Annotated in this window: 17 protein-coding genes and 1 tRNA gene; 6 read left to right on the top strand and 12 right to left on the bottom strand. The window is 53.7% G+C overall.

The features are described 5' to 3' along the window. Positions 1 to 9: 9 nt before the first annotated feature. Positions 10 to 1,170, bottom strand: a complete 1,161-nt coding sequence (locus SFX18_12995; GenBank protein MDX1964063.1) for a cysteine desulfurase family protein — start codon at positions 1,168 to 1,170, stop codon at positions 10 to 12. A gap of 682 nt (positions 1,171 to 1,852) precedes the next feature. Between SFX18_12995 and SFX18_12990 the strand changes: the two genes are divergently transcribed. Beyond that, positions 1,853 to 4,981 (top strand): vitamin B12-dependent ribonucleotide reductase, encoded by a 3,129-nt coding sequence (locus tag SFX18_12990; GenBank protein ID MDX1964062.1) that lies wholly within the window; start codon positions 1,853 to 1,855, stop codon positions 4,979 to 4,981. A gap of 291 nt (positions 4,982 to 5,272) precedes the next feature. Continuing rightward, positions 5,273 to 5,767: a molybdopterin-dependent oxidoreductase gene (locus SFX18_12985; GenBank protein ID MDX1964061.1), complete on the top strand. Its 495-nt coding sequence runs from the start codon at positions 5,273 to 5,275 to the stop codon at positions 5,765 to 5,767. 263 nt (positions 5,768 to 6,030) lie between these two features. On the opposite strand, the gene SFX18_12980 is transcribed toward SFX18_12985, so the two are convergent. The 5 genes from SFX18_12980 to SFX18_12960 all read right to left on the bottom strand — a co-directional run bounded on the left by SFX18_12980 (position 6,031) and on the right by SFX18_12960 (position 9,752). After that, positions 6,031 to 7,053, bottom strand: a complete 1,023-nt coding sequence (locus SFX18_12980) for a TIM barrel protein (protein ID MDX1964060.1) — start codon at positions 7,051 to 7,053, stop codon at positions 6,031 to 6,033. A 54-nt stretch (positions 7,054 to 7,107) separates the two neighbouring features. Further along, positions 7,108 to 7,263 (bottom strand): hypothetical protein, encoded by a 156-nt coding sequence (locus tag SFX18_12975; GenBank protein ID MDX1964059.1) that lies wholly within the window; start codon positions 7,261 to 7,263, stop codon positions 7,108 to 7,110. 35 nt (positions 7,264 to 7,298) lie between these two features. Continuing rightward, a complete protein-coding gene (locus SFX18_12970; protein ID MDX1964058.1) occupies positions 7,299 to 8,048 on the bottom strand; it encodes a Uma2 family endonuclease in 750 nt (249 codons plus the stop codon). A gap of 30 nt (positions 8,049 to 8,078) precedes the next feature. Beyond that, entirely contained in the window at positions 8,079 to 9,305 is a 1,227-nt protein-coding gene (locus tag SFX18_12965; GenBank protein ID MDX1964057.1) for a hypothetical protein, read from the bottom strand. 126 nt (positions 9,306 to 9,431) lie between these two features. After that, positions 9,432 to 9,752: a helix-turn-helix domain-containing protein gene (locus SFX18_12960; protein ID MDX1964056.1), complete on the bottom strand. Its 321-nt coding sequence runs from the start codon at positions 9,750 to 9,752 to the stop codon at positions 9,432 to 9,434. Between the two features lie 173 nt (positions 9,753 to 9,925). Between SFX18_12960 and SFX18_12955 the strand changes: the two genes are divergently transcribed. From SFX18_12955 to SFX18_12945, 3 genes are all read left to right on the top strand, one after another. Beyond that, a complete protein-coding gene (locus SFX18_12955; protein ID MDX1964055.1) occupies positions 9,926 to 10,159 on the top strand; it encodes a thioredoxin in 234 nt (77 codons plus the stop codon). Between the two features lie 199 nt (positions 10,160 to 10,358). Next, positions 10,359 to 11,033: an MOSC domain-containing protein gene (locus SFX18_12950; protein ID MDX1964054.1), complete on the top strand. Its 675-nt coding sequence runs from the start codon at positions 10,359 to 10,361 to the stop codon at positions 11,031 to 11,033. 201 nt (positions 11,034 to 11,234) lie between these two features. Beyond that, entirely contained in the window at positions 11,235 to 12,179 is a 945-nt protein-coding gene (locus SFX18_12945) for a GNAT family N-acetyltransferase (protein ID MDX1964053.1), read from the top strand. A 22-nt stretch (positions 12,180 to 12,201) separates the two neighbouring features. Here the strand turns inward: SFX18_12945 and SFX18_12940 are convergent, their stop codons facing one another. From SFX18_12940 to SFX18_12930, 3 genes are all read right to left on the bottom strand, one after another. Further along, complete coding sequence (locus SFX18_12940) at positions 12,202 to 14,538, bottom strand: PQQ-binding-like beta-propeller repeat protein (GenBank protein ID MDX1964052.1); 2,337 nt, start codon at positions 14,536 to 14,538, stop codon at positions 12,202 to 12,204. A 55-nt stretch (positions 14,539 to 14,593) separates the two neighbouring features. Beyond that, positions 14,594 to 14,676, bottom strand: a tRNA-Leu gene (locus SFX18_12935). A gap of 273 nt (positions 14,677 to 14,949) precedes the next feature. Next, positions 14,950 to 16,203 carry a peptidylprolyl isomerase gene (locus SFX18_12930; protein MDX1964051.1) on the bottom strand — a complete coding sequence of 418 codons (1,254 nt, stop codon included), beginning with the start codon at positions 16,201 to 16,203 and terminating at the stop codon, positions 14,950 to 14,952. Positions 16,204 to 16,601: 398 nt separating this feature from the next. Here SFX18_12930 and serA point away from each other — a divergent pair, with 398 nt between their 5' ends. Further along, positions 16,602 to 18,227, top strand: coding sequence for a phosphoglycerate dehydrogenase (serA, locus tag SFX18_12925; GenBank protein ID MDX1964050.1), 1,626 nt, complete (start codon positions 16,602 to 16,604; stop codon positions 18,225 to 18,227). 105 nt (positions 18,228 to 18,332) lie between these two features. Here serA and SFX18_12920 read toward each other — a convergent pair whose 3' ends face one another. From SFX18_12920 to sthA, 3 genes are all read right to left on the bottom strand, one after another. Then, positions 18,333 to 21,032 carry a DEAD/DEAH box helicase gene (locus SFX18_12920; protein MDX1964049.1) on the bottom strand — a complete coding sequence of 900 codons (2,700 nt, stop codon included), beginning with the start codon at positions 21,030 to 21,032 and terminating at the stop codon, positions 18,333 to 18,335. A gap of 294 nt (positions 21,033 to 21,326) precedes the next feature. Further along, positions 21,327 to 22,496 (bottom strand): SWIM zinc finger family protein, encoded by a 1,170-nt coding sequence (locus SFX18_12915; GenBank protein MDX1964048.1) that lies wholly within the window; start codon positions 22,494 to 22,496, stop codon positions 21,327 to 21,329. A gap of 251 nt (positions 22,497 to 22,747) precedes the next feature. Continuing rightward, positions 22,748 to 24,154, bottom strand: a complete 1,407-nt coding sequence (sthA, locus tag SFX18_12910) for a Si-specific NAD(P)(+) transhydrogenase (GenBank protein ID MDX1964047.1) — start codon at positions 24,152 to 24,154, stop codon at positions 22,748 to 22,750. Between the last annotated feature and the right edge of the window lie 322 nt (positions 24,155 to 24,476).

The raw sequence follows: 24,476 nt of genomic DNA, 5'->3' as shown, positions 1-24,476 counted from the left end.
TTAGAGCGTCTAACAAATTCGCCCCAAAACGCCTTTCATGCGTACTAATGCATCACTTATTTCGAACGCGCTAGTGGTCCCCCCCCAGCTAAATCGCAGGCTGCTATCGACCAGTGCGCGCGGCAAGTCCATGGCCAAGAGCACGGGGGAAGGCTCGCTGGACCCGCTGGCGCAGGCCGACCCGGTGGAAACCGCAACCCCCGCCAGGTCCAGTGCCAGTAGCAACGCCTGCCGGTCGATCCCCACCAGCGCCGCATTGGTAATGTGCGGCAAGCGAAGGCCATCCGCGGCGATAAATTCCACGGCGGGATAAATTTGCCGTAGGCCGCTTTCTAGCTGATGTTGCAGCGAAACTAAATGCGCGGTCCGCGCGGCCAGGTTATCCTGCGCCAAACGGAGCGCGGCGGTCATGGCCAGCGGCAAGGCCACGGTCTCGGTACCGGGCCGGATGCCCGCTTGTTGAAAACCGCCATAGAGTTGTGGGACTAGTGGTACGGCATCACGCGCGATCAAGGCCCCCACGCCGCGCGGGGCGTGAAATTTATGCCCCGCCAAACTCAGCAGATCAACATCCAACTCACGAAAATGGACCGGCACTTTCCCCACGGCCTGGACGGCGTCCGTATGAACCAGAATTCCCCGCGCGCGGCAGGCGGCGGCAATTTCTCGTACTGGTTGGAGCGCGCCGGTTTCGTTATTCCCCAGCATCACGCTGACCAATCTGGGCGGCGGCGCATCATCCAAGATTGACTCGATCCGCGTCAGATCAACCTGCCCCGCGCTCGTGACCGGCCAATGATCCACCCGCCAGCCCTCGGTTCGCAGGGCTTTGGCGGTTTCAAGAATACTGGGATGCTCAATCGCGGAAACCACGACGCGTCCCGGCGGTTGCCCGGCGGTCAGACCCAAGAGCGCAAGATTGTTCGCCTCGGTCCCGCCGCTGGTATAGATCACGCGGTCGGGAGCGCGGCCTGTGACTAAACAACCCAGGAGTGCCGCTAGTTCCTCGCGTGCTTGTTCCAGGGCGGCGCGGGCGGCGCGGGCGGCGCGATGTTGGCTGGCGGGATTGGCGGGAAAATCGCGGGAACCAGCCAAGAATACGTCCGCAATTTCTGGCAGGAGCGGTGTTGTGGCGGCACAATCCAGGTAAATAGTGTTGGAGGGGGGCATGGAGGGGCCGGAAAATCAAATTAGGGAGAGCTACACGCAGTTTACCACATCGACAACGGATTCAATTTGGGCGAATGCCCCGGCCATATCATGGAAGGGAAAAAATGAATTATTGATCCAAAACTAACATTAGGTTTTGGCGGTCTTTTGGCTGCTCAAAATAAGTGAATGGAATTTTGGTTTTGCAGAGACTCTGCCCAAACTGTCCAGTTTGTGCAAAATATTGTTAGGGAAATATTTTTAAAAAGTTTTCCACAATTCAGATTGTGTTAGGAAGGGATCAGGAATTTGCCAAAATTCTGGCTAGAAACCGGGTTTTTTCGGCTTTCGTTGCCTGAGAGGCGGACCTGGGGACGGGTCCCTAAAAAATGCCAAAAACCTAATGCTAGCATGACTTTCGGAGGAATTTTAAGAGTTGGGAAGCCCCTGTTGACGCTTTTCTAAAAACTTGTATCATTTCCAGGCACGCTATAAGTTGTGGTTGGGGGAATGCCGACTACTACATATAGTGATCTGACCCCCCGTTAGTCCAATTTTAACCCAGGCTGGGTAATTCGTGAAAGGATTCACAATGTTTTTGTCACGGATGACCCTGGACTAGACGACAATTGTACATATATGTGTATTTGTGTACATTGATGGCTGGACGCCCCCGTACTTTATTCGCAAGGAGCAATCCGTTATGGCTCAGGCAGAGTTAAGCTTTTCTAAACGTCGGACCGCTAAATCTATGAAACGCCCCAGCACTAAAATTCGCGCCGCGGGCCTACGGATTGAGCCAGAGTTTTGTCCCACGGATGTCGAAAGCCCTTTTGACACCGCGCAGTATGATTTGCGGACTGCCGCAATCAAAGGGGAGAACGGCGAGGTCCTGTTTGAACAAACCAACTGCGAAGTCCCCCAATGGTGGAGCCAATTGGCCACCAATGTGGTGGTTAGCAAGTACTTTTACGGCGAAATCAACACGCCCGAGCGAGAAACCAGCGTCAAGCAACTCATCCATCGCGTGACCCGCACCATTGCCGACTGGGGCCGGGAAGATGGCTATTTTGCCAGTGATGATGACGCGGAACGCTTTTATCGTGAATTGACCTGGTTGTGCCTCCACCAGCACGGTGCCTTTAATTCCCCGGTCTGGTTTAACGTGGGCCTGTTTCATCAATACGGCGTCCAGGGGGCCGCCTGCAACTGGCATTTTGACCCAGAAACCCAAAAGACCCATCAGCCCGAAAATCCGTATGTCTATCCCCAGGGTTCGGCCTGCTTTATTCAAAGCGTGCAGGACAACATGGAGGACATCATGGAACTGGCCCGTAGCGAGGCGATGCTGTTTAAATTTGGTTCCGGTACGGGAACCGACCTGAGCACGCTCCGCTCGCAGCGTGAAAAACTCAGCGGCGGCGGCAAGCCCAGCGGTCCGCTCAGCTTTATGCGAGTGTACGACCAGATCGCCGCGGTGGTCAAAAGCGGGGGGAAGACCCGCCGCGCGGCCAAGATGCAATCGATCAAGGTTTGGCATCCCGACGTGATGGAATTTATCGAATGCAAGGCCAAGGAAGAAAAGAAAGCCCGCGTCTTGATTGAAAAAGGAGGCTACGAGAGTAATTTTAATGGCGAGGCGTACAGTTCCATCCTGTTCCAAAACGCCAATTTGTCGGTGCGGTTGACGGACGACTTTATGGAAGCCGTGATCGCTGATAAACCCTGGACCACGCATTGGGTGACCAATCCCCAGCAGGCCGGCCCGACCTATCAGGCGCGGGATATCATGGCCCGCATGAGCGAATGCGCCTGGCAGTGCGGCGATCCGGGCGTGCAGTACGACACGACCATAAATAAGTGGCACACCTGCCCCAATAGCGGCCGGATCAACGCCAGCAATCCGTGCTCGGAATATATGTTCCTGGATGACACGGCGTGCAATCTGGCCAGCATCAACTTGATGAAGTTCCGGAACTCGGATGGCACATTTGACGTGTCCCGCTTTCAGCAGGCCTGCCGGATATTCTTTATCGCGCAGGAAATTCTGGTTGACCACGCCAGCTATCCGACCAAAAAGATCGCCGAAAACAGCCACAAATTCCGCCCTCTAGGGCTGGGTTATTCCAACCTAGGAAGCCTGATCATGGCGGCGGGGCTGCCGTATGATTCGGACGCGGCCCGGGGTTTGTGCGGGGCGATGACCGCGCTCTTGCACGGCGCTGCCAATCTGACCAGCGTGGAACTGGCCGCCGCGGTTGGCCCCTTTGCCGGGTTCGAAACCAACCATGAGCCAATGTTAAATGTCATGCAAATGCACCGGGACGCGGTCGAACAAATCGACCCCTCTTGCCCGGAATACCTGCGCCAGGCCGCCCGCGAAGTCTGGGACGACGTCTTGTCCAATGGCGAGATTCACGGTTTTCGCAACGCGCAGGCGACCGTGCTGGCCCCGACCGGCACGATCAGCTTTCTCATGGATTGCGACACCACCGGGATCGAGCCCGACATCGCCCTGGTCAAGTATAAACAACTCGCCGGCGGCGGCTCGCTCAAGATTGTCAATAACACCGTCCCCCTGGGACTAAAGACTCTAGGCTACGACCAACCGCAAATCGACTCGATTTTGGCGTATATCTCGGAGCAGGACACGATCGAGGGAGCGCCTGGCCTGGCCACGGAACATTTGGACGTGTTTGACTGCGCCTTTGCCCCGCGAAACGGCAAGCGCTCGATCGCCTGGCGTGCCCACGTGACGATGATGGCCGCGGCGCAGCCGTTCCTCAGCGGGGCGATTTCGAAGACGGTGAACATGCCGCGGGACACCACTCCCGCGGACATTGCCGACGCTTACCTGGAAGGGTGGCGGCTGGGATTAAAGGCGCTGGCTATTTACCGCGACGGTTCGAAGGAATCGCAACCGCTGAATACCAGTTCCGAATCCGACAAGGCCGCGGCCAAGGTTATCGCCACTCCCCGCCGCGAGCGGCTCCCCGACACCCGGCAATCCCTCACGCACAAATTTAGCGTGGATGGGCACGAGGGGTACCTGACCATCGGCCTGTACGAGGATGGCCGTCCCGGCGAACTCTTCATCACCATGGCCAAGGAAGGGAGCACCATTGGCGGCCTGATGGACTGCTTTGGCACCGCCATCTCCATGGGCTTGCAATATGGCGTCCCGCTGGAAGTGTACGTTAACAAATTTTCGCACACGCGGTTTGAGCCGCTGGGCTTTACAAAGAACCCCGAAATTCGCATGGCGAAAAGCGTGGTGGATTACATCTTCCGCTTTATGGGGATCACGTTTTTGCCCGGCTATCGCGAAGCGAATCGGGGCCTACCCGCGGGCGAATATGACGCCGCCAGCGAGGCCTCCCCGGGGCAGTCCGGGCCTGCCGCCAAGATGGCTGGCGGGCCGACGGTATCGCAAGATGCGAAAAACGCCGCCAAAGCCGCCGAGCCAAAGTTCCCTTCCGTGGGAGTCACGATCAAGGCCCCGGCCAGCGCGACGAAGCTCTCCCACGCCAATGGTTATGCCAACGGTCACGCCCCTGCCGCGGGGGGCATGGCTTTGGCCAATGGCCTGAGCCAGGGGAACGGCCATCATGCGGGAAATGGAACTGCCAATGTGATCGAGGCCAACGCCGATCTGTTGCAACGCGCGGGTGTGCGCCCCAACCTGGCCAAAGGGGCAGCCACTGGTCGCAGCGAACAATTTGCGGGGTTTCAGTTGGATGCCCCCAGTTGCGACCGTTGCGGTTCCATCACGGTTCGCAACGGCAACTGCTATCTGTGCCATAATTGCGGCAACAGCATGGGCTGCAGCTAGGGATTTTGCCAGTTTGGCAACAATCGTTTAAAATCCAAGCTTGGGAAATCAACCGTGATTTCCCAAGCTTTTTTTGCATACGCAAAAAATAGCTCACGTTGCGAGTAATTGTTCAGTTAGCGGATCGCTGTGCGGGCCAACGGCAATTGACACTTTGCGGGCCAACGGCCCGACCAATCCCAGCCTTGTTCACTGTAATTGTGGCAAGCGCAGCGTAGCCCTAGGTTTAGAACGTTTTATAGGAAGGGCCAACGGCCCGATTCATCCTCGTATTTGGCTTTGGTAAAAATCATGTACCAACTGCGAATTTTTGGCACCGTGGAAAAAGCACTGGAACTAACTGCCGCGGATTTAGCGGCTCTCCCGGCCAGTGCTCTGGTGCCAGATGTGAGCCAACTCGATCCCAAGCGCGCTGGCCGCGCGGTTCGCCTGGCGGCGCTGTTAGATCAGTCCCAACCCTCGACCGACGCGCGGTACTTGACGCTGCATTCGGGGCGGGACGATTTTCATGCCAGCATTCCGCTAGCGGCGGTGCGGGATCAGGCGGTGATTATTTTTGAGCGGGATGGCCAACCGCTGCCGGAATCGGCGGGGGGGCCGTTTCGGTTTCTCATTCCCGATCTGCATGTTTGCCACACCCTACAAGCGGATGGAAACCCAAGTGAAATCGACGAATGCGCGAATGTGAAATACTTGGCCAGCCTGGAACTTTCGGCGGAACGGGGCCACGACAACCGCCCGGTGGAAGAGCGCGCGCACGCGGAGTTGCACCGGCGGCAAGGATAGAACACAAACGACAAAGGGGCAAAGCGACAAAAAATGTAGCAATCTAATTTTTGCCGCAAGAAGAACAAGAAGTACAAAAAACATTTCGAGCTAGAAAACGCACTCCCCTGCGCCTCCGCACACCTGCTCCCCAGCCCCCTGCATGGCAATATGCCAGGGGAAGTGGCCTCCGATTTTGGCCGGGCTGGCTAATCTTCGCCACTTACCCCTGCCCTCTCGTCTCCCGCCTCTCCTCTCCCGTCTGCCGTCTCTGCCCCCTCTCCCTACCACCCCCACGCGTTCCGCACCTCGATCATCTTAGCTAGGATCGTATTCCACGTGGTTTGATCCTCGAGCATCGCATTGGGAAACATGCAGCCGTCCCAGCAGATATGCTTGATGCCCCGTTCGGCCGCTCCCTGCAGCCAGGCCCCGGACTCGCGCACGATGTCGACTTTGCCATTGGGATCGTTGGCCGGGCAGTGGCGGCCCGTCTTGTCGTGCGAGCCGGTCCCATGCACGCTGCCGTCATTCTGGGCCACGTGAAAATCAATCGTCCAGGGACGCAGCGCGTCTGTCATCGTTTTGTACGCCGCGGTAAACTGCTCGGGTGTGTAACCAGATTGCAACAAGGCGTGTTCCGGCGCGTTATAACCCAACAGGTACAAATACGTGTGGGCGAGGTCGGCCTGAAAGCCCACGACGGCCGGCATGTTGACTTCCTCGAGCAGGGCCAGCATGTTTTTCCAAGAATGCATCCCCGCCCAGCAGATTTCCCCCTCGGCGGCCAGGCGTTCGCCATGATCGGCGGCGACTTTGGCCGCTTCGCGGAACGTGGCGGCGATTTTCTTGGTATTGGCGGTGGGATCAGCCGCCCAGGGTTCCACGCCGGTGGCGGAATCGATCCGAATGACGCCATATTTGCGGACGCCATGTTTGTTCAGGACGGCGGCGATGCGGCAGGCTTTTTTGACCGCCAGGACAAAGTTCGCCCGCTCGGCGTCGGTCCCCATGGCCGGCCCGCCGACCGTCCCCGGCCAGACGGGAGCGACCAAAGAGCCGATCGCCAGGCCATGCCCCGCGACCAGGTCGGCCATCGCCCGCAGTTGGTCGTCGGTGGCGTCAGGATCGGTATGGGGATGAAACAAAAACATATCGACGCCATCGAACTTTTGACCGTTGACGCTGGCGGCGGCGGTCAGGTCCAGCATCCGTTCGAGGCTGATGGGGGGATGTTCAGTCCCGGGTTCTTTGCCGACCAGACCGGGCCACATGGCGTTGTGCAGTTTGGGAAGTGTGTGGGGCATGGGTGGGAAAGGGGTAATGTGGGAAGGTATGATGAAATGTTTGACGCGAATCTGTTACTGTGTCCGACTCTGGTACATTTGATAGCCCCCGTACGCCATCATCAGTCCCCCGACCACGGCCAGGGCGACGCCGCTGTTGGTGCCAATCAGCACCAACTGGCCTGATAATCCGCCGATGATAAAGACTAGGCCGAGGATCAGGTTGAACATGGGATGAAAATCCAGGAATTATGTAAGGTGGTGGATTAATTCGATTGACGTTGTTGCCGCAAATAATCCAGAAATTCGGTAATCAACTCATTCTGGTTTAGCAAATTACGCTTTTGAATCAATTGTGCCAACATCTTCGATTCGATGAAAGGAAGCGCCCGACTGCGGGATATTTCAACGTATCCAGATTCTTCAAGTTGAAAAAATTTCACATAGTCGGCACTGACACGCCAGATTTCGGGAATCTTTAATTTCATGAAAGTGGCCATCCGGCTGAGCACCGTACGGGTTTCCTCGACTTCGATTGACAAATCAGGCGGTGGATCGCGGCTAGGGTCATAGTCATCTTGATCCCGCACCAATGCCTCATGTTGAATATAGTAGCTTTCGTCCGGTTCAATTCCTTGATCAAGCTCCTCCTTGTCCAGGGTGGTGGACGCGATCGGCTGAATAGCGATTCCCAGTTCGTAAGCTGCAACCCCAACCAAGCGGGCCACAAAACCCTTGATTCGATCATGCCGTTTCCGCGGTGACATAATTTCCAAGGTCCCATTGCTATAGGTATGCCGTAGCCGTCGCGATTCGCACAGTTTGAGCAAATGCTGGTAGAGTTCCCACGATACGTCGTAGAGCACCAAATGCTCATAAGGCTCGGATTTTGGGGAAGTGGCAATCCCTGATTTCGGGGCATTGGTGGGCGTCGCTTCCAAAGTGGATGGCGCGCTCAACGCCAGGCTGGCCACCGGGTACTCCAATGATCCACTGTTGGCAATTGTATTTGACATGGCAGGCACCTATAAAAAATTATCGTGTTATCACTTCCGCCCATGCAGTGGCAAATTCGAGTGAACCGCCGGGCCGAAATACCGCAACCCCACCAGTGGTTCGCTGCCGGTGTTTTCGATTTCCACGCCGCGGGCCGCGGCTTCGGCACTGATAAAGACTTCGTCCTCTGTCGCTTCGCCAAAGCGGATCAGCGCGGGGGTCTGCAGATTCAGTTTGCCCATTCGCCCCTTCCCCTGGACGGTGATCCAGCCGCTGGCTCCGGGATCCTGAATTTTGCACTTGGCGCCGGGCAATACCGTTAGTTCCTTTGCACTGAAGAGTTGCTCGCCGTCGATCCGCCCATACACGATCCACTTGTCGGTGTAGCCCGTGCCGGATTTGGTCTCGTCAATGATCGGTTCCAGGTAATTGCTTTCCTTAAAGTAGGTGTCCACGTTCTTTTCCCAGTCCAACTGTCCGATGATAAAGTCCAAGTCGCGGTGTTTTTCCGCTGGCATGTCCTTGACCAGGAGCGACCAGGGAACGTACCGACCCTCGACAATGTTTTGGAACATGCCAAAGACATCGCTCCCCCATTGTGGCTCATACGTGCAGAGCGATCCCGGGGCGTGGAGCACGCCGGGGGGGATAAGCCAGCCGCTGCCGCGCTGGAGCCGGTACGCCCGGCTCAGGTCGATGATCCCGTTTTCCCCCTTGTCCCAATTTTCCAGGCATTTGCGCACTTGGTCCTTAGTGGTTCCTGGTTCCAGGCCCATGAATGTGTAGGCAAAGTTGTTGTCCACATTATTATACTGCGGCGGAAAGTAATAACTTTCGGGCTTGCCTTCTTGGCCGACCAGTTTGGCGTCCGCCTGCGATTGATGCATGTGATGCGGGATCGGCCCCATGTTGTCAAAAAATTTGGAATACACGGGCCAGCGGTTGTACTTGGCAAACATGGATTGGCCGATGAGCCGGGCACCCGCTTCCGCCACGGCGTCCCGCAGCAAGAACGTTTTCCCTTCAAAGCTGGCAAAGCTCAGCCCCTCGTGCCAGACCCGCCCTTCGTTGGCTGCCTCGGTCGTGCTGGAAAACCACCGCTCGTCAATCCCTCCCCGGTTTGCTCCATAAGAATAATAATCCGCGGGATGCAACTTAATCCGGCGTCCCGGATGCAAAAAGCTGCGCGGCACCCAGGTCGGCGTCAAACGTAATAACCCTTCCCCCGCGTCGAGGGCCAAATTCAGTATCTTGCCGACATTGTCTGATGATTGCATGGTTAGTGGGTGGTGGATAATGGGTGGTGGATAATGGGTGGTGGATAGTGGGGAGGTAAGCCGTGGTTGAGCATTAACCCCGAATTTGACGGGATTAAGCCTCCCCCCCGCGCGACTATGAATGTATCACCCCGTGGGCTTGTATGCCACTTGTAAGGCCTGAAATTGGTCCAAAATTTCCACGCATTTTTGGCCAAACGGGGTCAGATGGTATTCCACCCGAGGGGGTGATTCGTCGTAGTCGGTCTTTTCTATCAGGCTGTACCGCCGCAGCTTTTCTAGCCGCTCCCCCAGGACTTTGGTCGTCAGGCCCACGGCCGTCCGTTCCAACTGGCCAGGACGTCGGATTCCCTGCCGAATTTGTTCCAGGACATGCATGGTCCATTTGCAGCCCAGGCAGTTTTCCAGCATTTGGGTGACATTCGCGGGTGACGAAGAGGTGTTCATTCCATTAATTTTACTGAAAAATCCGCTTCCAGGGCATACGCACTTTTTGGTGCCCGCTGGAAACTGACCGTGGGGTGAATACAGTTGCAAGGAGTAGGCTTTTTCACTTTGTGCACCGCCATGCGGCCGTGCGGTCTAAGCCCAAAATCCTGTCGTTCCTAGGAAGTTTTAATATGACCAACGCCACGTTTTATCATGCTGGTTGCCCGGTTTGCGTCACCGCCGAACAAAGATTGGTCGCCGCGCTTGATCCGGCAAAATTTTGCGTCAAAATCGTGCATTTAGGCCAGGAACGGGCGCAAGTCGCCAACGCCCGGGCCGCGGGAGTGCGGTCCGTGCCAGCGCTGGTTGTCGAGGGGACTGTTTTTCACATTAATCATGGGGCGGATTTAACCGTCTTGGGGTAAAATGGGGTTTGGTTATGAAATTTGAGATCTGAAATTTGAGATTTGAGATTCACCCGTAGCGGAACATACCCAAAGTTACATGTCGTAGCGGAACATACAATAAGTTCCGCTCACTTTGATTATTAATTAAAATGGCGATCGGAATTCTGGTGAATTACGCTACGTAAATTTTGGAATTCTGGCGAATACCGCTACTTGCATGTCCTCCACCCCCAGTATCATTTCGATCCAAGTTGGCCGGCCACGGGATTATGGCCGCATGGGTGTGTCCGACCCGCATGACAAACCCTGGACGACCGGCTTTTATAAGGAATCGGTCACCGGGCCGGTGGCGGTTGATTGGTGCAATCTGGCGGGGGATGGCCAGGCCGATCTGGAAAATCATGGCGGCCGCGATAAAGCGATTTGCGCTTACGCGGCCGAACATTATCCCGAATGGCGGCGGGATTTGTCACTGGATGAGTTCCCGTATGGGGCCTTTGGCGAAAATTTGACAATCGCTGGTCTTGTTGAGTCCCACGTCTGCATTGGCGATGAATACGCAACCGGCACGGCGCTAGTACAGGTTTCGCAACCGCGGCAACCTTGCTGGAAGCTAGCCCGTCGTTGGCGCATAAAGGAGTTGACCGCGCGGGTCATCGCCAATGGCAAAACCGGCTGGTATTTTCGCGTGTTGCGGCCCGGGATCATTGCCACGGGGGACGATTTGCGGCTAACGGCCCGCCCCCGGCCAGACTGGTCGATCGCGCGGGCGAATCATGTGCTCTATGTCGAAAGAAAAAGCGAATCGCTGTCGCGGGAATTGGCCAGCGTGCCAGAACTCTCCGCCAGTTGGCGTGAAATGCTGGAAAGCCGGGCCAACCTGTTGGCCTAGTCGCAACCGGCAAATCACCGCAAGAAATGCATAAAATAACGTGGTTGCCGCAAGAAGTACCAGAAATGCAAATCGTGTATTCAGGCTGGAAAATATTCTCTGCTTCCTCTGTAACCGTGTGTTCCAATAGTTTCTTAGGCCCGCGGTTGTGAGTATGATAAGACTACAATAGCTAGTGGAATTCAATGAAAATGGGAACTTATGACCTGCCAAGCCCCAGCACTGGAACTGCGTCCCCTACGGCCCGATGAATGGCCTGCGGTGGCGGAACTAATTCGTGAATCGACCAACGCCTGGTATGTCGCCCACGGTAAGCCTCCTATTTTTACCGGTCCCCCCGAGGCGACACTGCTGTTTCCGCAAGTCTATGAAGACCTGGACCCGGGCTGCTGCCTGGTCGCGGCGGATGCGGCCACGGAACAACTGCTGGGCTCGTGCTTTTATCACCCCCGGCCCACGCATGTCTCCCTGGGAATCATGAATGTCGCTTCTCACGCGTTTGGGCGGGGAGTGGCGGGCAAATTGCTGGCCTGGATCGTCAACTTTGCCCGGGAACGCCAACAAAGCGTGCGGCTGGTGTCAAGCGCGCAAAACTTGGATTCCTTTTCGCTGTATACACGGCAGGGATTTAGTCCCCGGGCGATTTTTCAGGATTTGTTGATCCATGTGCCGCATAGCGGACTTCCCGAATCCCCCCCGCCGACCGGATGGCAACTGCGGCCCGCTGAAAAAGCGGACTTGGCGGCCATGACGGCCCTAGAGGAACAATTGGTTGGCATCTCCCGTCCCGGGGATTATATTTACTTTCACGATAACCATTTGGGCTGCTGGCAAACCAGCGTGGCGATCGATGCCGCGGGAGAATTGGCTGGATTTTTGGTGACGATCCAGCATCCCGGCAGCACGCTGGCGGGCCCCGGTGTCATGCGGGACGAAGAAACCGCGCTCGCGCTATTACCCTATGCCCTCAACCGCCGTCGCGATTGGTCCCCCGTGGTTCTGGTACCGGCGGACCGCCCACGCCTGGTGCGGGGGATGTACGATTGGGGTGCGAAGAATGTCGAGTTGCATGTGCTGCAGGTCCACGGCGCCGCACAGGAGTTAAAAGGCGTGGTCATCCCCACATTTATGCCGGAGAGCGGGTAGGGGGGGCGAGAATGTTCTCAATTTACTTCGCAATACAATATACACTATTGATAGTTCGAATATACAGCTTGTCTGCGTGTGGAACAATTGTTGCGTAAACAGGTTCCCCCAGGTCATTATGAGAAACAAGAGTCATGTTTTTGTTAGCAGTTATTACATATGTTACACCATCGGTATTAGTAACATAAATGTAGTTCGAAGATGATATTATGCTAGAATAAAATGTGCCTGAAAGACGAATTTTTTTTACTTGTTTTCTGGAAATTGTATCTATGCATGAAAGTATGCCTCGGTCTGATATGCAAAAGAGGTTCTTACCGCAAATGACGGGGGAAGAGCAGTTAGCACCCGAAGAGTGGATTCTCCATTTGCTATTTTTATCAAACATTGAGCTAGAATTAATATCAAAAGACTCAATAGATTGAGTATTGGCAGTGTAAAATTTATTATTTTGAGAAGCAGGACTACTAACCATGTCACCATAAGATTCTTCTAAAGTGATGGTATCAAGTAAGTTACCCGTTTTTAAATCCAAAAGTACAGCCTGCGCAACATCCCATACTAAGACTGAGTAAATCTGATCTTTGTTGAGAATTGTAGGTGTTCTGTTGAGACCACTAACTTTGTTAGGGTAATGTTGTAATCGGAATTGCCATAAAATATTTCCAGTGTCGGCATCTATTCCATAGATCATAGAAGATTTTGGTCCCCCACAGCAGATAATCACAATTCCATCATACTGAACTAGCGAACTACCATAGCCATATGCACTCTCATGTGTTAAGTTGGAATTCTTCCATTTTAGTTTACCATTACGATCAATACATATCATCGCTTTGTTTCCAAAATAAGCTATCACAGAATCTTGATAAACAACAGGTGTTGCTGTTGCATGACTATTTGCTCGGTGAATAATTTCTTTCTTTCCGTATAGCCCCTTCCATTCCCAAGAAACTTTTCCTGTGTTAGCATCTAAGCAAGTTACACAACAACCAAGGATATTTTGGATGTTGTCGTTCAAATAGACGATTGCCCTTACAGCTATAGATATAAATAATAATACAATAATAATGTGCCTTAAGAAATTAACGTGAAAATTCCACTTAGGTAGGATTGTTTTGAGTCCGGCAATACGAATTGTTAGGGATAATCCGGCAAGTAGTGTAACTATGCTGGCATAAAGTATTGTTGCAGGATGTAAGTACGCTTTCGACAGTGAAAAACCGTCAAAATGATAGGTTAGAAATGTGCAATACTGTACAGTATTGTAACATGAAGCAAAACAAAAAATAATAAAAGTAAGTGCACAGAAAACTGTAATGGCAACTTTATAATATCCATAATCAGAGATTGTTGTGCCATCATATAAATTGTTAATCATCAACACGCGAATCCACAATAGTAATGGTATAGAAAAAAATGTAACCATTGTTAACCATGAAATCATTGAACTAAATGTAGGGGCTTTCAAGCTAGTGTCAACTGTGAGTATGAAAAAGGCAGCAATAATTGATGAGATCACAACTGTAAAAAGAAAAAATATACTTACGGTAATAAAGATACGACTAGTTGCTTTTTTGTGCTCTCGAATTGCGCAAAAATACCTAGTTAAGATTAGTATTGAATAAACAAGGAGTATTACTGGAGTTATTATTCCTATAATTCCATTAGCGGAGATAAATCCATTACGCCAAATATGTTCACGATTGGGCAAGTAGTAAAAGTATAGCACTATGAGAAATAAAGCTGCTAATCCAAGGCCTGGATTCCATTTTGATTGAGCCGGAAATAATGTTGAGGTTAAAACTACATTAATTAATATAGTTATATGTAGTCCTATCCAATACCGGATAGGGCATCTTGCGTAGTCAAATAAAGTTTCACCATTAATTGTAAAAATCAAGGATAGAAAGTACATTATGTAGATCATTATGTGAGTAATTAAAAATGAGTTATCCAGTATATCGCGAGTGTCATGCAAAGTGTATTTTACTAACATAATGAATGCAAGTGCCATTAAAAATGATTCTATTGCAACTATTGCTTTTTTCCTGAAAACGTGACTGTCGTCTTGAAAAGCACTTGTAACTAATATTTTGTTATCGTAGATGACAGGAGAGGAGTGGCCAATACCATTAATTTCTTTATGCCATTTAATGTTAAGTCCATTTTGTGCAGACCATTCTAACGGTAATACTTGCTCGCCATTATTTCCTAATCTTGTTCCTCCCCGAAAGGAACTCCAGGATTTAGAATCATCTCCAAAGACTTGTACGCTAGAAAAATATCCAAAGACGTAGAAAGCAACAATAACTCTGAAGTTTAGTATTCTAGTAAAAAAATACATCAAATTCCACACCGTGTTCACTCCTTCAAAAATCCTATCGTTGCAGGTGTTTGAAAAATTTGGAATTTGCCGGAGGTGGGAGTCGAACCCACACACCCGTGAGGATACTAGATTTTGAGTCTAGCGCGTCTGCCATTCCGCCACTCCGGCTAAGGGCAATTTGCGGCCCAAGGGACGCAAATTGCGGGCAAGTTTTTTATTATTCACCAACCGGGGTGTTTTGCAAGACCCCGGCTCTGCACAGTTTGCCATTTGATCTTGAATGAGTTGGTTTCCGGCGAAGGTCCTTCCCCAGTAGCGGAATTCGCTAGAATTCTGGTCTTTACGTCAGGCCACGGAACTTTTGGTAAGTTCCGCTACAGTAAAAGCACGGAACTTTCTGCAAGTTTTGCTACCGACTGTTACCTCCGCCAAGAACTAGACCTATTTGCGCGGGTCGGGGTTCGTTTGCGGGGTATATTCGTGATTCCGCTTGCGCACAACTGTGGCCGTGACAATTTTATCCGGTTTGATCCCTAGCTCGGGCGGAAAAGGCCGATCCGGATCAATTCGCTGTAAATTATCCAGCACGTCCCATCCCTCGATCACCCGGCCAAAAGCCGTGTGCACATTGTCCAATTGCCCCGTCGGCACAAACGTAATAAAAAACTGCGAACCCCCCGTATTTGGCCCGGCATGGGCCATGCTCAGCGTGCCGCGAAAGTGCATCCGGGCTTGGGGATTTTTGGTTTCACAATTGATTGAGTATCCCGGCCCGCCAGTCCCGTCTCCTTTGGGATCTCCCCCCTGGGCCATAAATCCCGGCAAAACCCGGTGAAAAATCAAACCATCGTAAAACTTTTTTTCGATCAAATTTATAAAGTTGGCCACGGTGTTCGGGGCTTCGTTTTCAAACAGTTCAATCACGATGTCCCCTTTGGTGGTCGACAGTTTGACGCGGGGCAAATCATCGGCTTTGGCTTCGGCCTCGCGGATTTTTAGTTCCTTCGCCCACATGCTGGAGTACTTTTGCATTTCGGCAAAGCGTTCTTCGATTTGGGGTACTTTTTTGGCAATTTTGGGGTCCTTGGCCAGCGCCTGCAGCGCGGCCGCCGAGCTTTCAAACTCGTTCACCTGTCCCCCCAATTGGGCGAGAAACATCAAAAAACGTTCATCGGGAAAGGTGGCATTTTTTAACAATTGGGCCAAGCGCCACGCTTCGGAGTAATGCTCTTGGTCAAGTTCACGGCTGGCCACAAATAATAAAAAATTGGCAATTTCAATATTTCCCGGATTGGCGGCAATGGCCCCTTCCGCCGATTTGAGCACGGTTGGTTGCAGTTTTCGCGCTTCTTCGAGGATGGGGTTAAATTTTGCCTCTAAAGCCGGTTTATCGGCGGGTCCAGCGACCTGGTATTCGGCTTGCAGCTTGCTAAGTTGGCCCAGCAATTCTTTCCACTTGCTGTAAACCATTTGAAATTCCTGCTCCGCCACGGTCGCTTGGACCGTGCCCGCGGGCGGTGCTGCGGGTTGGGCAGGTGCCGCAGGCTGGGTAAGAGCCGGATTAGGATTTGCCGCCGGTGGGGGTGTTTCCTGGCCGGACTGGGCTGCCTCACCTGGCTGCGCGAATGTTCGCACCGTCAAAGCCAAACCCAGGACGACGGCGCAGCATGTTAAGATTGAACTCCAACGGAACATAACAAGCCTTTCTGATGCAAAAATAGAAAGCGGAAGCAGCGACAGGTTTTTCGCCAAGGTGGGAGGGGGGCAAAAATTGGGGCGATCAGGGGACCTGCGCCGACAAAGGTGGGTAAAAAAGTATTTTCCGCGAAGAACTGCCTCATCTGCAAGGTCAAATCGTAGATTACGCCCTTTCCGCAATTTAACTCTGTTCCCACAACACTCCTGAAATCCGGCTAAGGCACTCCCCCCTGCCCCTCTGGTTCGCTATATTAAGGGCTTTTCCCAGTTTTGTCAGCAACCAAAGTTTTTTAGCGGTCGTTGCAGGTAACGATTTTGCTAGAGAGAGGGGTTACTGGCCACGAATTGGTTGGACACATTTAGGTTAGAAACATTTCCCCTGTTAGGTAGCATCCATGCCCCGGATTGTCATTTTAGACGAACTTAGCCCCGATGGTTTGGCCCTGTTGGATAAAGCCAAAAATCATGGGATTACCTATGAAGTGCGGACCGGGCTCAAAGGGGACGCGCTGCGAACCACGCTGGCCGAGTTTGACGGCGCCATCTGCCGCAGCGGGGTAAAAATTACCCCCGACGCCCTAGCCGGAAATACTCGCCTCAAGGCGATCGCGCGGGCGGGGGTGGGAACGGACAATATCGACAAGGACGCTGCCACGCGACTGGGGATTGTGGTGATGAATACGCCCGAGGGAAACACCGTCAGCACGGCGGAGTTGACCTTTTCGCACATGCTCGCGCTCTCGCGGCATGTCTTTCCCGCTTATCAAAGCCTGCTGGAAAAAAAATGGGACCGCAAAAATTACATGGGGACCCAATTGGCCGAAAAAACGTTGGGCATTGTCGGCCTGGGACGGATCGGGCTGGCGGTCGCCCGGCGGGCGCAGGCGTTTGAGATGAATGTGATTGGGTTTGATCCATTCTTAACCCGCGAAAAAATCAGCGACATGGGGATTCATCCCGCGGGTAGCATCGAAGAATTGCTGCCGCAGGTCGACTATCTGACGGTGCATACGCCGCTGGTCAAGGAAACCGCCAATCTGATCAATACCGAGACGATCAAGCTGCTCAAACCCGGCGCGCGGCTGGTGAACTGCGCGCGGGGGGGCATTTATGACGAGGCGGCCCTGGTGGAAGGGTTAAAGTCGGGCCGCATCGCCGGTGTCGCCCTGGATGTGTTTGCGGTTGAACCCTGCACCAACAGTCCACTCTTTGGCATGCCGGGCGTTTTATGCACGCCGCATCTGGGGGCCAGCACCGAAGACGCCCAGGCCAAGGTGGCGATCGAGGCGGTGCAATTGATGGTAAATTACTTTCAACATGGCTCGATTCGCAACGCGGTGAATATGAGCCCGCTGGACGCCAAAACGTTGGAGGACTTGCGCGGCGATCTGAATGTGGCCTACCGGCTGGGATTGTTCCTAGCCCAAATGGTCAAACCCGGGGCGATGCGGATCATCATGAATTACCGGGGGGAAGTGGCCGAAAAGAACACAAAATTACTGACGGCGGCGTTTGCGGCGGGCTTTTTGGAACATGCCCTGGAACAAGAGGCCAACATTGTCAACGCCGAAGTGCTATTGCGCGAGCGGGGGATCGAGTTGGTGGAACTGCGCCGCTCGGATGTGGGGGCGTTTAGCAGCCTGATCACCGCGGAAGTCGTCGCGCCGGACGGACTCCACCGCGCGGCGGGGACGCTTTTTGGCCAGAATATGCCCCGCTTGGTGCAGATCGACGAACAGCGGCTCGAGGCATTCCTTGACGGCACCTTGATGATTTTTCATCACACGGACATGCCGGGAATCATTGGCCGGGTGGGGACGATCTTTGGCCAGCACAAGGTCAACATTGGCCAAATGGCCGTAGGCCGCATGACCGCCGGCGGGACGGCGATCGGTGTGCTCAACCTGGATAGTGAACCGAGCGCCGCCGCCATGAATGAAGTCCGCGCCTGCCCCGGCATTACCAACGCTTACACGATCAAGCTTCCCCCGGCTAACGCGCTGCCAAATTGGTTGAAGTAAGGTTCTTTTGCCAAATCTGAGATTTTTAATCTGAAATCCAATATTTGAGATTTAAGATTTCAAAGTTCCCACTCCTCCACCTCTCCACTCCTCCATTACTCCAACCTACGTATCTTCGGCGCGGTGCAGGTCCAGTGCCACAAACCGCAACAGTTCCTCGTCCTTCATTTCCGTCAGCAGCTTTCCTTCTTGTTCGGCTAAAATCTCGTCGGCCAGTGTTTGCTTAGACCGCAGTAGATCGTCAATGCGTTCCTCCAACGTCCCCCGGCAGACAAACTTGTGCACCAGCACATTCCGCTTTTGGCCCAGGCGAAAGGCCCGGTCCGTTGCCTGATTCTCTACCGCCGGATTCCACCAGCGGTCAAAATGAATCACCTGGGACGCGGCGGTCAGATTTAAACCGCTCCCCCCCGCCTTGAGTGAGATCACAAAAAACGGCGGGCCATTTTCCGCTTGAAATTGCTTAACCAATTTTTGACGTAACGCGACCGGAGTTGAGCCGTCCAGGACCAGCCCCGCCTCCCCAAACAAACTTTGCATATATTCCGCCAAATGCCCGGTCATGGCCTGAAATTGGGTAAAAACCAGCACTCGCTCCTGGCGGGCAGCGATCGTTTCGCACAGTTCCGCCAGCCGGGTAAATTTGCCGCTATCCCGGGGAACATACTCCGACTCGCCCAGGTATTGCGCGGGGTGATTGCAAATTTGCTTTAACTGCATCAGCACCGCCAAAATCAATCCCCGGCGTTTGATCCCTTCTGTTTGTCGCAATTTTTCAGCCAGTGTGATAATGGCCCGCTCGTACAACACAGCTTGCCGCTTGGAGAGACCGCATTCCGCGTGGACTTCGGTTTTTTCGGGTAGTTCCGCCGCGATTCGCGGATCTGTTTTTAGCCGCCGTAAAATATACGGCCGCACCAACCGTCGCAGCGAACCCAGCGACGATCCCGCCGCTTGCTGGCTGGATTGTTTGGCAAATTTCTTAAAATCAGACGCCGTGCCCAACAGCCCGGGATTTAAAAAATCAAACAATGACCACAAATCCCCCAGATGATTTTCGATCGGTGTGCCGGTCAACACGACCCGGGCCTGCGCGGATAGCTGTTTGACCGCCTTGGTCTGGGCGGAACGGGGATTTTTGATAGCCTGGGCTTCATCCAAGACCAGCAGCCGCCAATCCAGCTTGCTGGCCCAATCTCCCCCGCGCACCTGGGTATAAGTGGTCACGACGGCGTCGTAACCCTTTAAGGTCGCTTCGGGGGCTTTCAAAAATTTTTCCCAGCCGGCTTGATCGCATTCGCTCCGATGGGCCAGGAAGATCCGTAAATTGGGGGCAAACTTTGCAAATTCCTGCTTCCAATTTCCCACGAGGGACGCGGGCACGACTAACAGGCTGGGTAGCCTGGTTTGGTCGCATTCTGTCAATTGCTGCAATAAATCAATAATTTGAATTGTTTTTCCCAGGCCCATATCGTCGGCCAGACAGGCCCCCAGCCCCAGACTGTGCAAGAACCACAACCAGCGGACTCCTTCGGCTTGATAAGGCCGGAGGGTGGCTTGCAGTTTTTTTCCAGGCTGGCAATTTTGCACGGTGGCCGGATCGCGGAGCTTGGTCAATGTCTCTTGGAGCCAGCTCCCTGCGGTGACGCGCGACCAATCGGCGGCGGGTAGCTCCTCCTCCTTGCCAGGCATCCTGGGCAAGCCCGCCAAGAGGCGCATTCCTTCGAACAGGTTGAGTCCCGCGGCGCGCTCCTGACGTAGGTCCTTCCATTGCTGGACGGCCTGTTGCAATTTCTCGCGGTCCACTTCCACCCATTTCCCCCGTAAAAACAACATTTTTTCAGCGGATTGCCAAATTTGCTCCCTCTCTTCCTCAGTCAAGGGTTCACCATCTAGGCTAACACCGACCTGAAAATCCAGTAAAGCCGAGGTGGTGGTATCTCCGCGCCGCTCGCCAATGCGCACATCGACCACGGGGCGGGGGGCTTGTCGCGCCCGCCACCAATTTGGCAAGCGGAGCACGATCCCCGCGGATTGGAGCACCGGTGCCTCCACCAAAAAGCGATGCGCCTGGTTAATATTCCACGCCTGGGCCTGAAAGATGGCCTTGGTGGCTAACAATTCAGCGGCTAGTTTGGATTGTTCGGCCGCGCGGCGCACTGGTTCGAGCAATTGGGATAATTTTGGCTGGTCGCGGGCCGAGGCAAATTGCCGAACGGCATCCGCCAAGGGGCGATGTTGAAGTTTGGCCTGGGAGGAGAGTCGCTCTGTATAAGTGGCCATGAACGCAAATGGGCGTTCGGGGTCTTGGGGATTTTCGGCCAGATGAAAGGTCAACCGTCCCAGCGCATGCCAGAGCGGATTGAGTGTTTGCAAAAAAGCTTCGGGGCCGCCGGTAAAAACCTTGGAGCGCGCGAGTATTTCTTGGTGGAGATCCCGCCACATCGATAGCAGGGCCGCTTCGGTCAGATACTCACCCCCGGGGAGGGGTGGCGCGGTTGATAAGAATTCTTGTGATTCGGACGGGGATAAGGGTGGCAGATTTTCCCACTCCGCTCCCCAATGATTGCCAAACAAGCACAGTTTTTCTAAAAATTTGCGGGCAAAACCGCGCCAAAAGTCTAATTCCGGCGGAACGGGCCAATTCAATCCCTCCGCCGCCAACAGTAAAAGCGCCCGACCCGTCGAGTGCTGGACCGCCGTCGCCAGTTCGGTGGCATGTTCGACCAATAACTGCGGCTGATTAACGGCCTGATCGGTAAGTTTCAGTGTATGCCGGGGCGTCAGGCTCAGCGTGAGGGTCATCGGGATGGGTGCATCCTAGTCAAAAGAAACCACTTAATGTTAACTTTTGGCGTTGTAAAAGAATTTAGCGATTGAGATTAACTCGCGGGGTTCATGAGGTTTTCTTTGCGTGCCGACGGCATTGGCTTTTTGTGGGTCAACCGCGTTAAATCTCTGCGTACTGAAACGATTGCTACTAGTGGAACCACGACCCGAATCATTCTCGCTCTTCACTTCCCTTCAAAATTAATACTGGGTTGCGGGCCAAAGACCACGCCGTGTCAATTGCAAACTAAACACAGCGAATATCCCGCGCTAACGATTGCGGTCGATGGGTAATTTGCCTGCTGCCGAATGACGCTTGTTAGACCGGCTGGTTGACTGCTTTGCGGGTGGCGGAAGCTGCAATAAATTTGCTTGCTCAAGTTTCACCAACTTGGCCAAAGACGCCAGGATTGAGCGAGTTTCCGCAGGGGTTTCTGGCCAGACTTTGGATAGCTTGCGTGGTTTAACTTTTTTTTGCGCGGCGCTGCTTTTGCCGGAATGCAACGATTTGCGGGTTAGCGGCTGGTTTATCATGGACTTTTTGGTTTTCACGGAACCGGGCTTTTTTGCAGTTGCGCGGGAAGTTAGATTTTTGGCGGATTTTTGGGGAGGCCGCTTTTTTATGCGGGATTTTTGCCGTTTGCCCGACTGAGCCACCCGGTCAGAATTTTTGTTGTTGTCCCCATTACTAGATGCGTTAGCTTTGGACACATTGGCATCGGTTTTGTCGGCCAATTCAATTCCAAAGATCGCCCCTAGGTCGGCGTTCGCGAGGTTATTGCTGGAATCCCCCCCTAACGATTGATCCAGGTTTTCGCTCGTGGTTGCCTTTGCCAGTAGCGCTTGTTGATCCACTCCCCGCAGCTTAAATAGCAACTCCGGCTCCTGATCCAGGCGGTTCCCCACGCCGTATAGGACCGCCGCGACGTGCTTGCACATCACGGCCCAATCAGGGCAACTACAGGAAAATGTAAATTCCTTGATACGGGGAAACATACCCTGCTCTTTGTCCGTCAGACGCCGCATGACTCCGCTAGAAAACTTTCCTTGCAATAAATCCAACAACGAATCAATTTGCTCGCCGCAATCGTTGCATATTTGTTCCCATAACGGGGCATCCAGGGTCTTGATCTTTACATGGACTTTATAGACACTAGAGCCGCTAACCAGCCCGGAAACCTGGCCGGGACTAATTTGCAGGTCAATGACCGCGCCGCCCCGCACATAGGTGCGACCGCGCGGCAAGCGGTTTTCGTAATCGCAGTGTTTTTCCAAATGGTCGCACCATGCCGATCCCCAAAACGTGGTGGCGATCTTTCGCCCCGGGATGATAACCGGCGAGTACTGTCGGCCAGTCTTTTTAGCTTGCTGCTTAATCAGCCGTGCGCTATTGGCCCTGCGTTTTGCCACCGGGACGTATGGTTTCCAGGTATAGTACATCGCATCCCTCCTTGGATAAGCGGCTTAACAGGAAAATGATACTAATCGTTGGCCGCATCCGCCAAGCACTGGCAACTTGGATGATATTCACATGCATGATCTTACAAAAAACGCACTTGCGGAGCTAGTAAATTTGCTGGAATTTTTACCGCCCCATTTATTATTTTTTCGAACGGGTGTGACTGCTCCATCCCCGGAGTAAAATTTGACATCCTAGCCCGGTAAATTTGCGTTGTTAGCGCGCTTTACGCCTAAAACAACCGGTTGTAACCATTCAGCGCCGCCACGCGGTAGGCCTCGGCCATGGTCGGATAATTGAACGTGGTGTTGATAAAGTACAAGAGCGTATTCGCGGCTCCCTTTTGCGACATGATCGCCTGGCCGATGTGGATGATTTCCGCCGCCTGATAGCCAAAGCAGTGTATCCCCAAAAGCTCTAGCGTCTCGCGATGAAATAAAATCTTGAGCATCCCCGTCGTGCGGCCGGTGATCTGCGCGCGGGCCAGGCTTTTAAACAGGGCATGGCCGATTTCATAGGGGATTTTCGCGTCCGTCAGCTCCCGTTCGGTCTTGCCCAGGGAACTGATTTCCGGGCTGGTATAAATTCCCGTGGGAATGTCCTTAATAAGCTCGGGGTTTCCTTCGCCATTGATAAAGTGCGTAGAGACAAACCGCCCCTGCACATACGCCGCGCTCGCCAGCGACGGCCAGCCCACGATATCCCCCACCGCGTAAATATGCGGATGCACCGTCTGATAGTTGGCATTAACGTCGATTTGCCCCCGCTTATTGGGCGTGATGCCAATATGTTCCAGGCCCAGGTTATCGGAATTTCCCGTACGGCCATTCGCCCAGAGCAGAATATCGGTTTTCAGTTGTTTGCCGCTTTTGAGGTGTAAAACCACGCCATCGTCGCGGGGTTCGACTTTTTCGTATTCCTCGTTATGGCGGATCAGGACGCCCCGCTCGCGCATGTGATAGCTAAGCGCGTCGGTGATTTCGTCATCGAGAAACTCGAGCAGCCGCGCGCGGGTGTTAATGAGGTTGACCTTGCACTGCAAATTGCGAAACATGGAGGTGTATTCGCAGCCGATAACTCCCGCCCCATAGATGGTGATGGACTGCGGGGTAAAGCCCAGGTCCAGGATGGTGTCGCTATCAAAGACGCGGGGGTGGCGAAAGTCGATATCATCGGGCCGATAGGGGCGGGACCCGGCGGCAATAACAATGCCGCGCGCGGTGAACCGCTGCTTGGCGCCGTTCTCCTCGCAGACTTCCAGGGTATGTTCATCCACAAAACGGGCGGCACCCTGAACCACGGGGACCTGATTACGCTCATAAAAGCCGCGGCGCATATCGACTTGCTTTTCGATGACGCCGCGGGCAGATTGCCGCAACTGGGGGAACGTCAGGTGGACTTTGACCCCGCAACCGCGAAAGAGGGGATTGGCGTTGGCCTCGGTCATTTGAAAGATCGTGTACCGCAGAGCCTTGCTGGGGATCGTCCCCATGTGCGTGCAACTGCCGCCGATTTTGCAGTAGCGTTCGACGGCCAAGACGCGCAAGTCGTTTTTTACGGCCTGCATGGCGGCCCCTTCGCCGCCGGGACCGGTCCCGATCACCGCCAGATCATAGTCATATTTGGTTGTTGCGGACACAACGTCACCTTCCGTGCAAAGACCTTAAATTGAGTGGGGATCCGCGGCCGACCGCCTGCCGGGCGTGGTTTTTGCTGCAAAGTATGCAAATGTACCACGATGGGATGGCGGGGGGGTGGAATCGGGTAAAAATAGCTAAGAAATTGGGAGCTAAACGGGTTTGCGCCTCTGACACGCGGGATTAGCGCGAACTGGGTTTATTGAATTATAGCGGTTGGATCAATTGTAGGGACATTCACGGCACATACGAGCGAAAAGGGTGATCATGCATTGCGGCAAACCCGCTGGGATCGCACGTCGATAATCATGCCTGCCACCATGC

The sequence above is a fragment of the Pirellulales bacterium genome, from assembly GCA_033762255.1.
Classification (GTDB): domain Bacteria; phylum Planctomycetota; class Planctomycetia; order Pirellulales; family JALHPA01; genus JANRLT01.
This window is presented reverse-complemented; position numbering and strand designations above follow the sequence as displayed.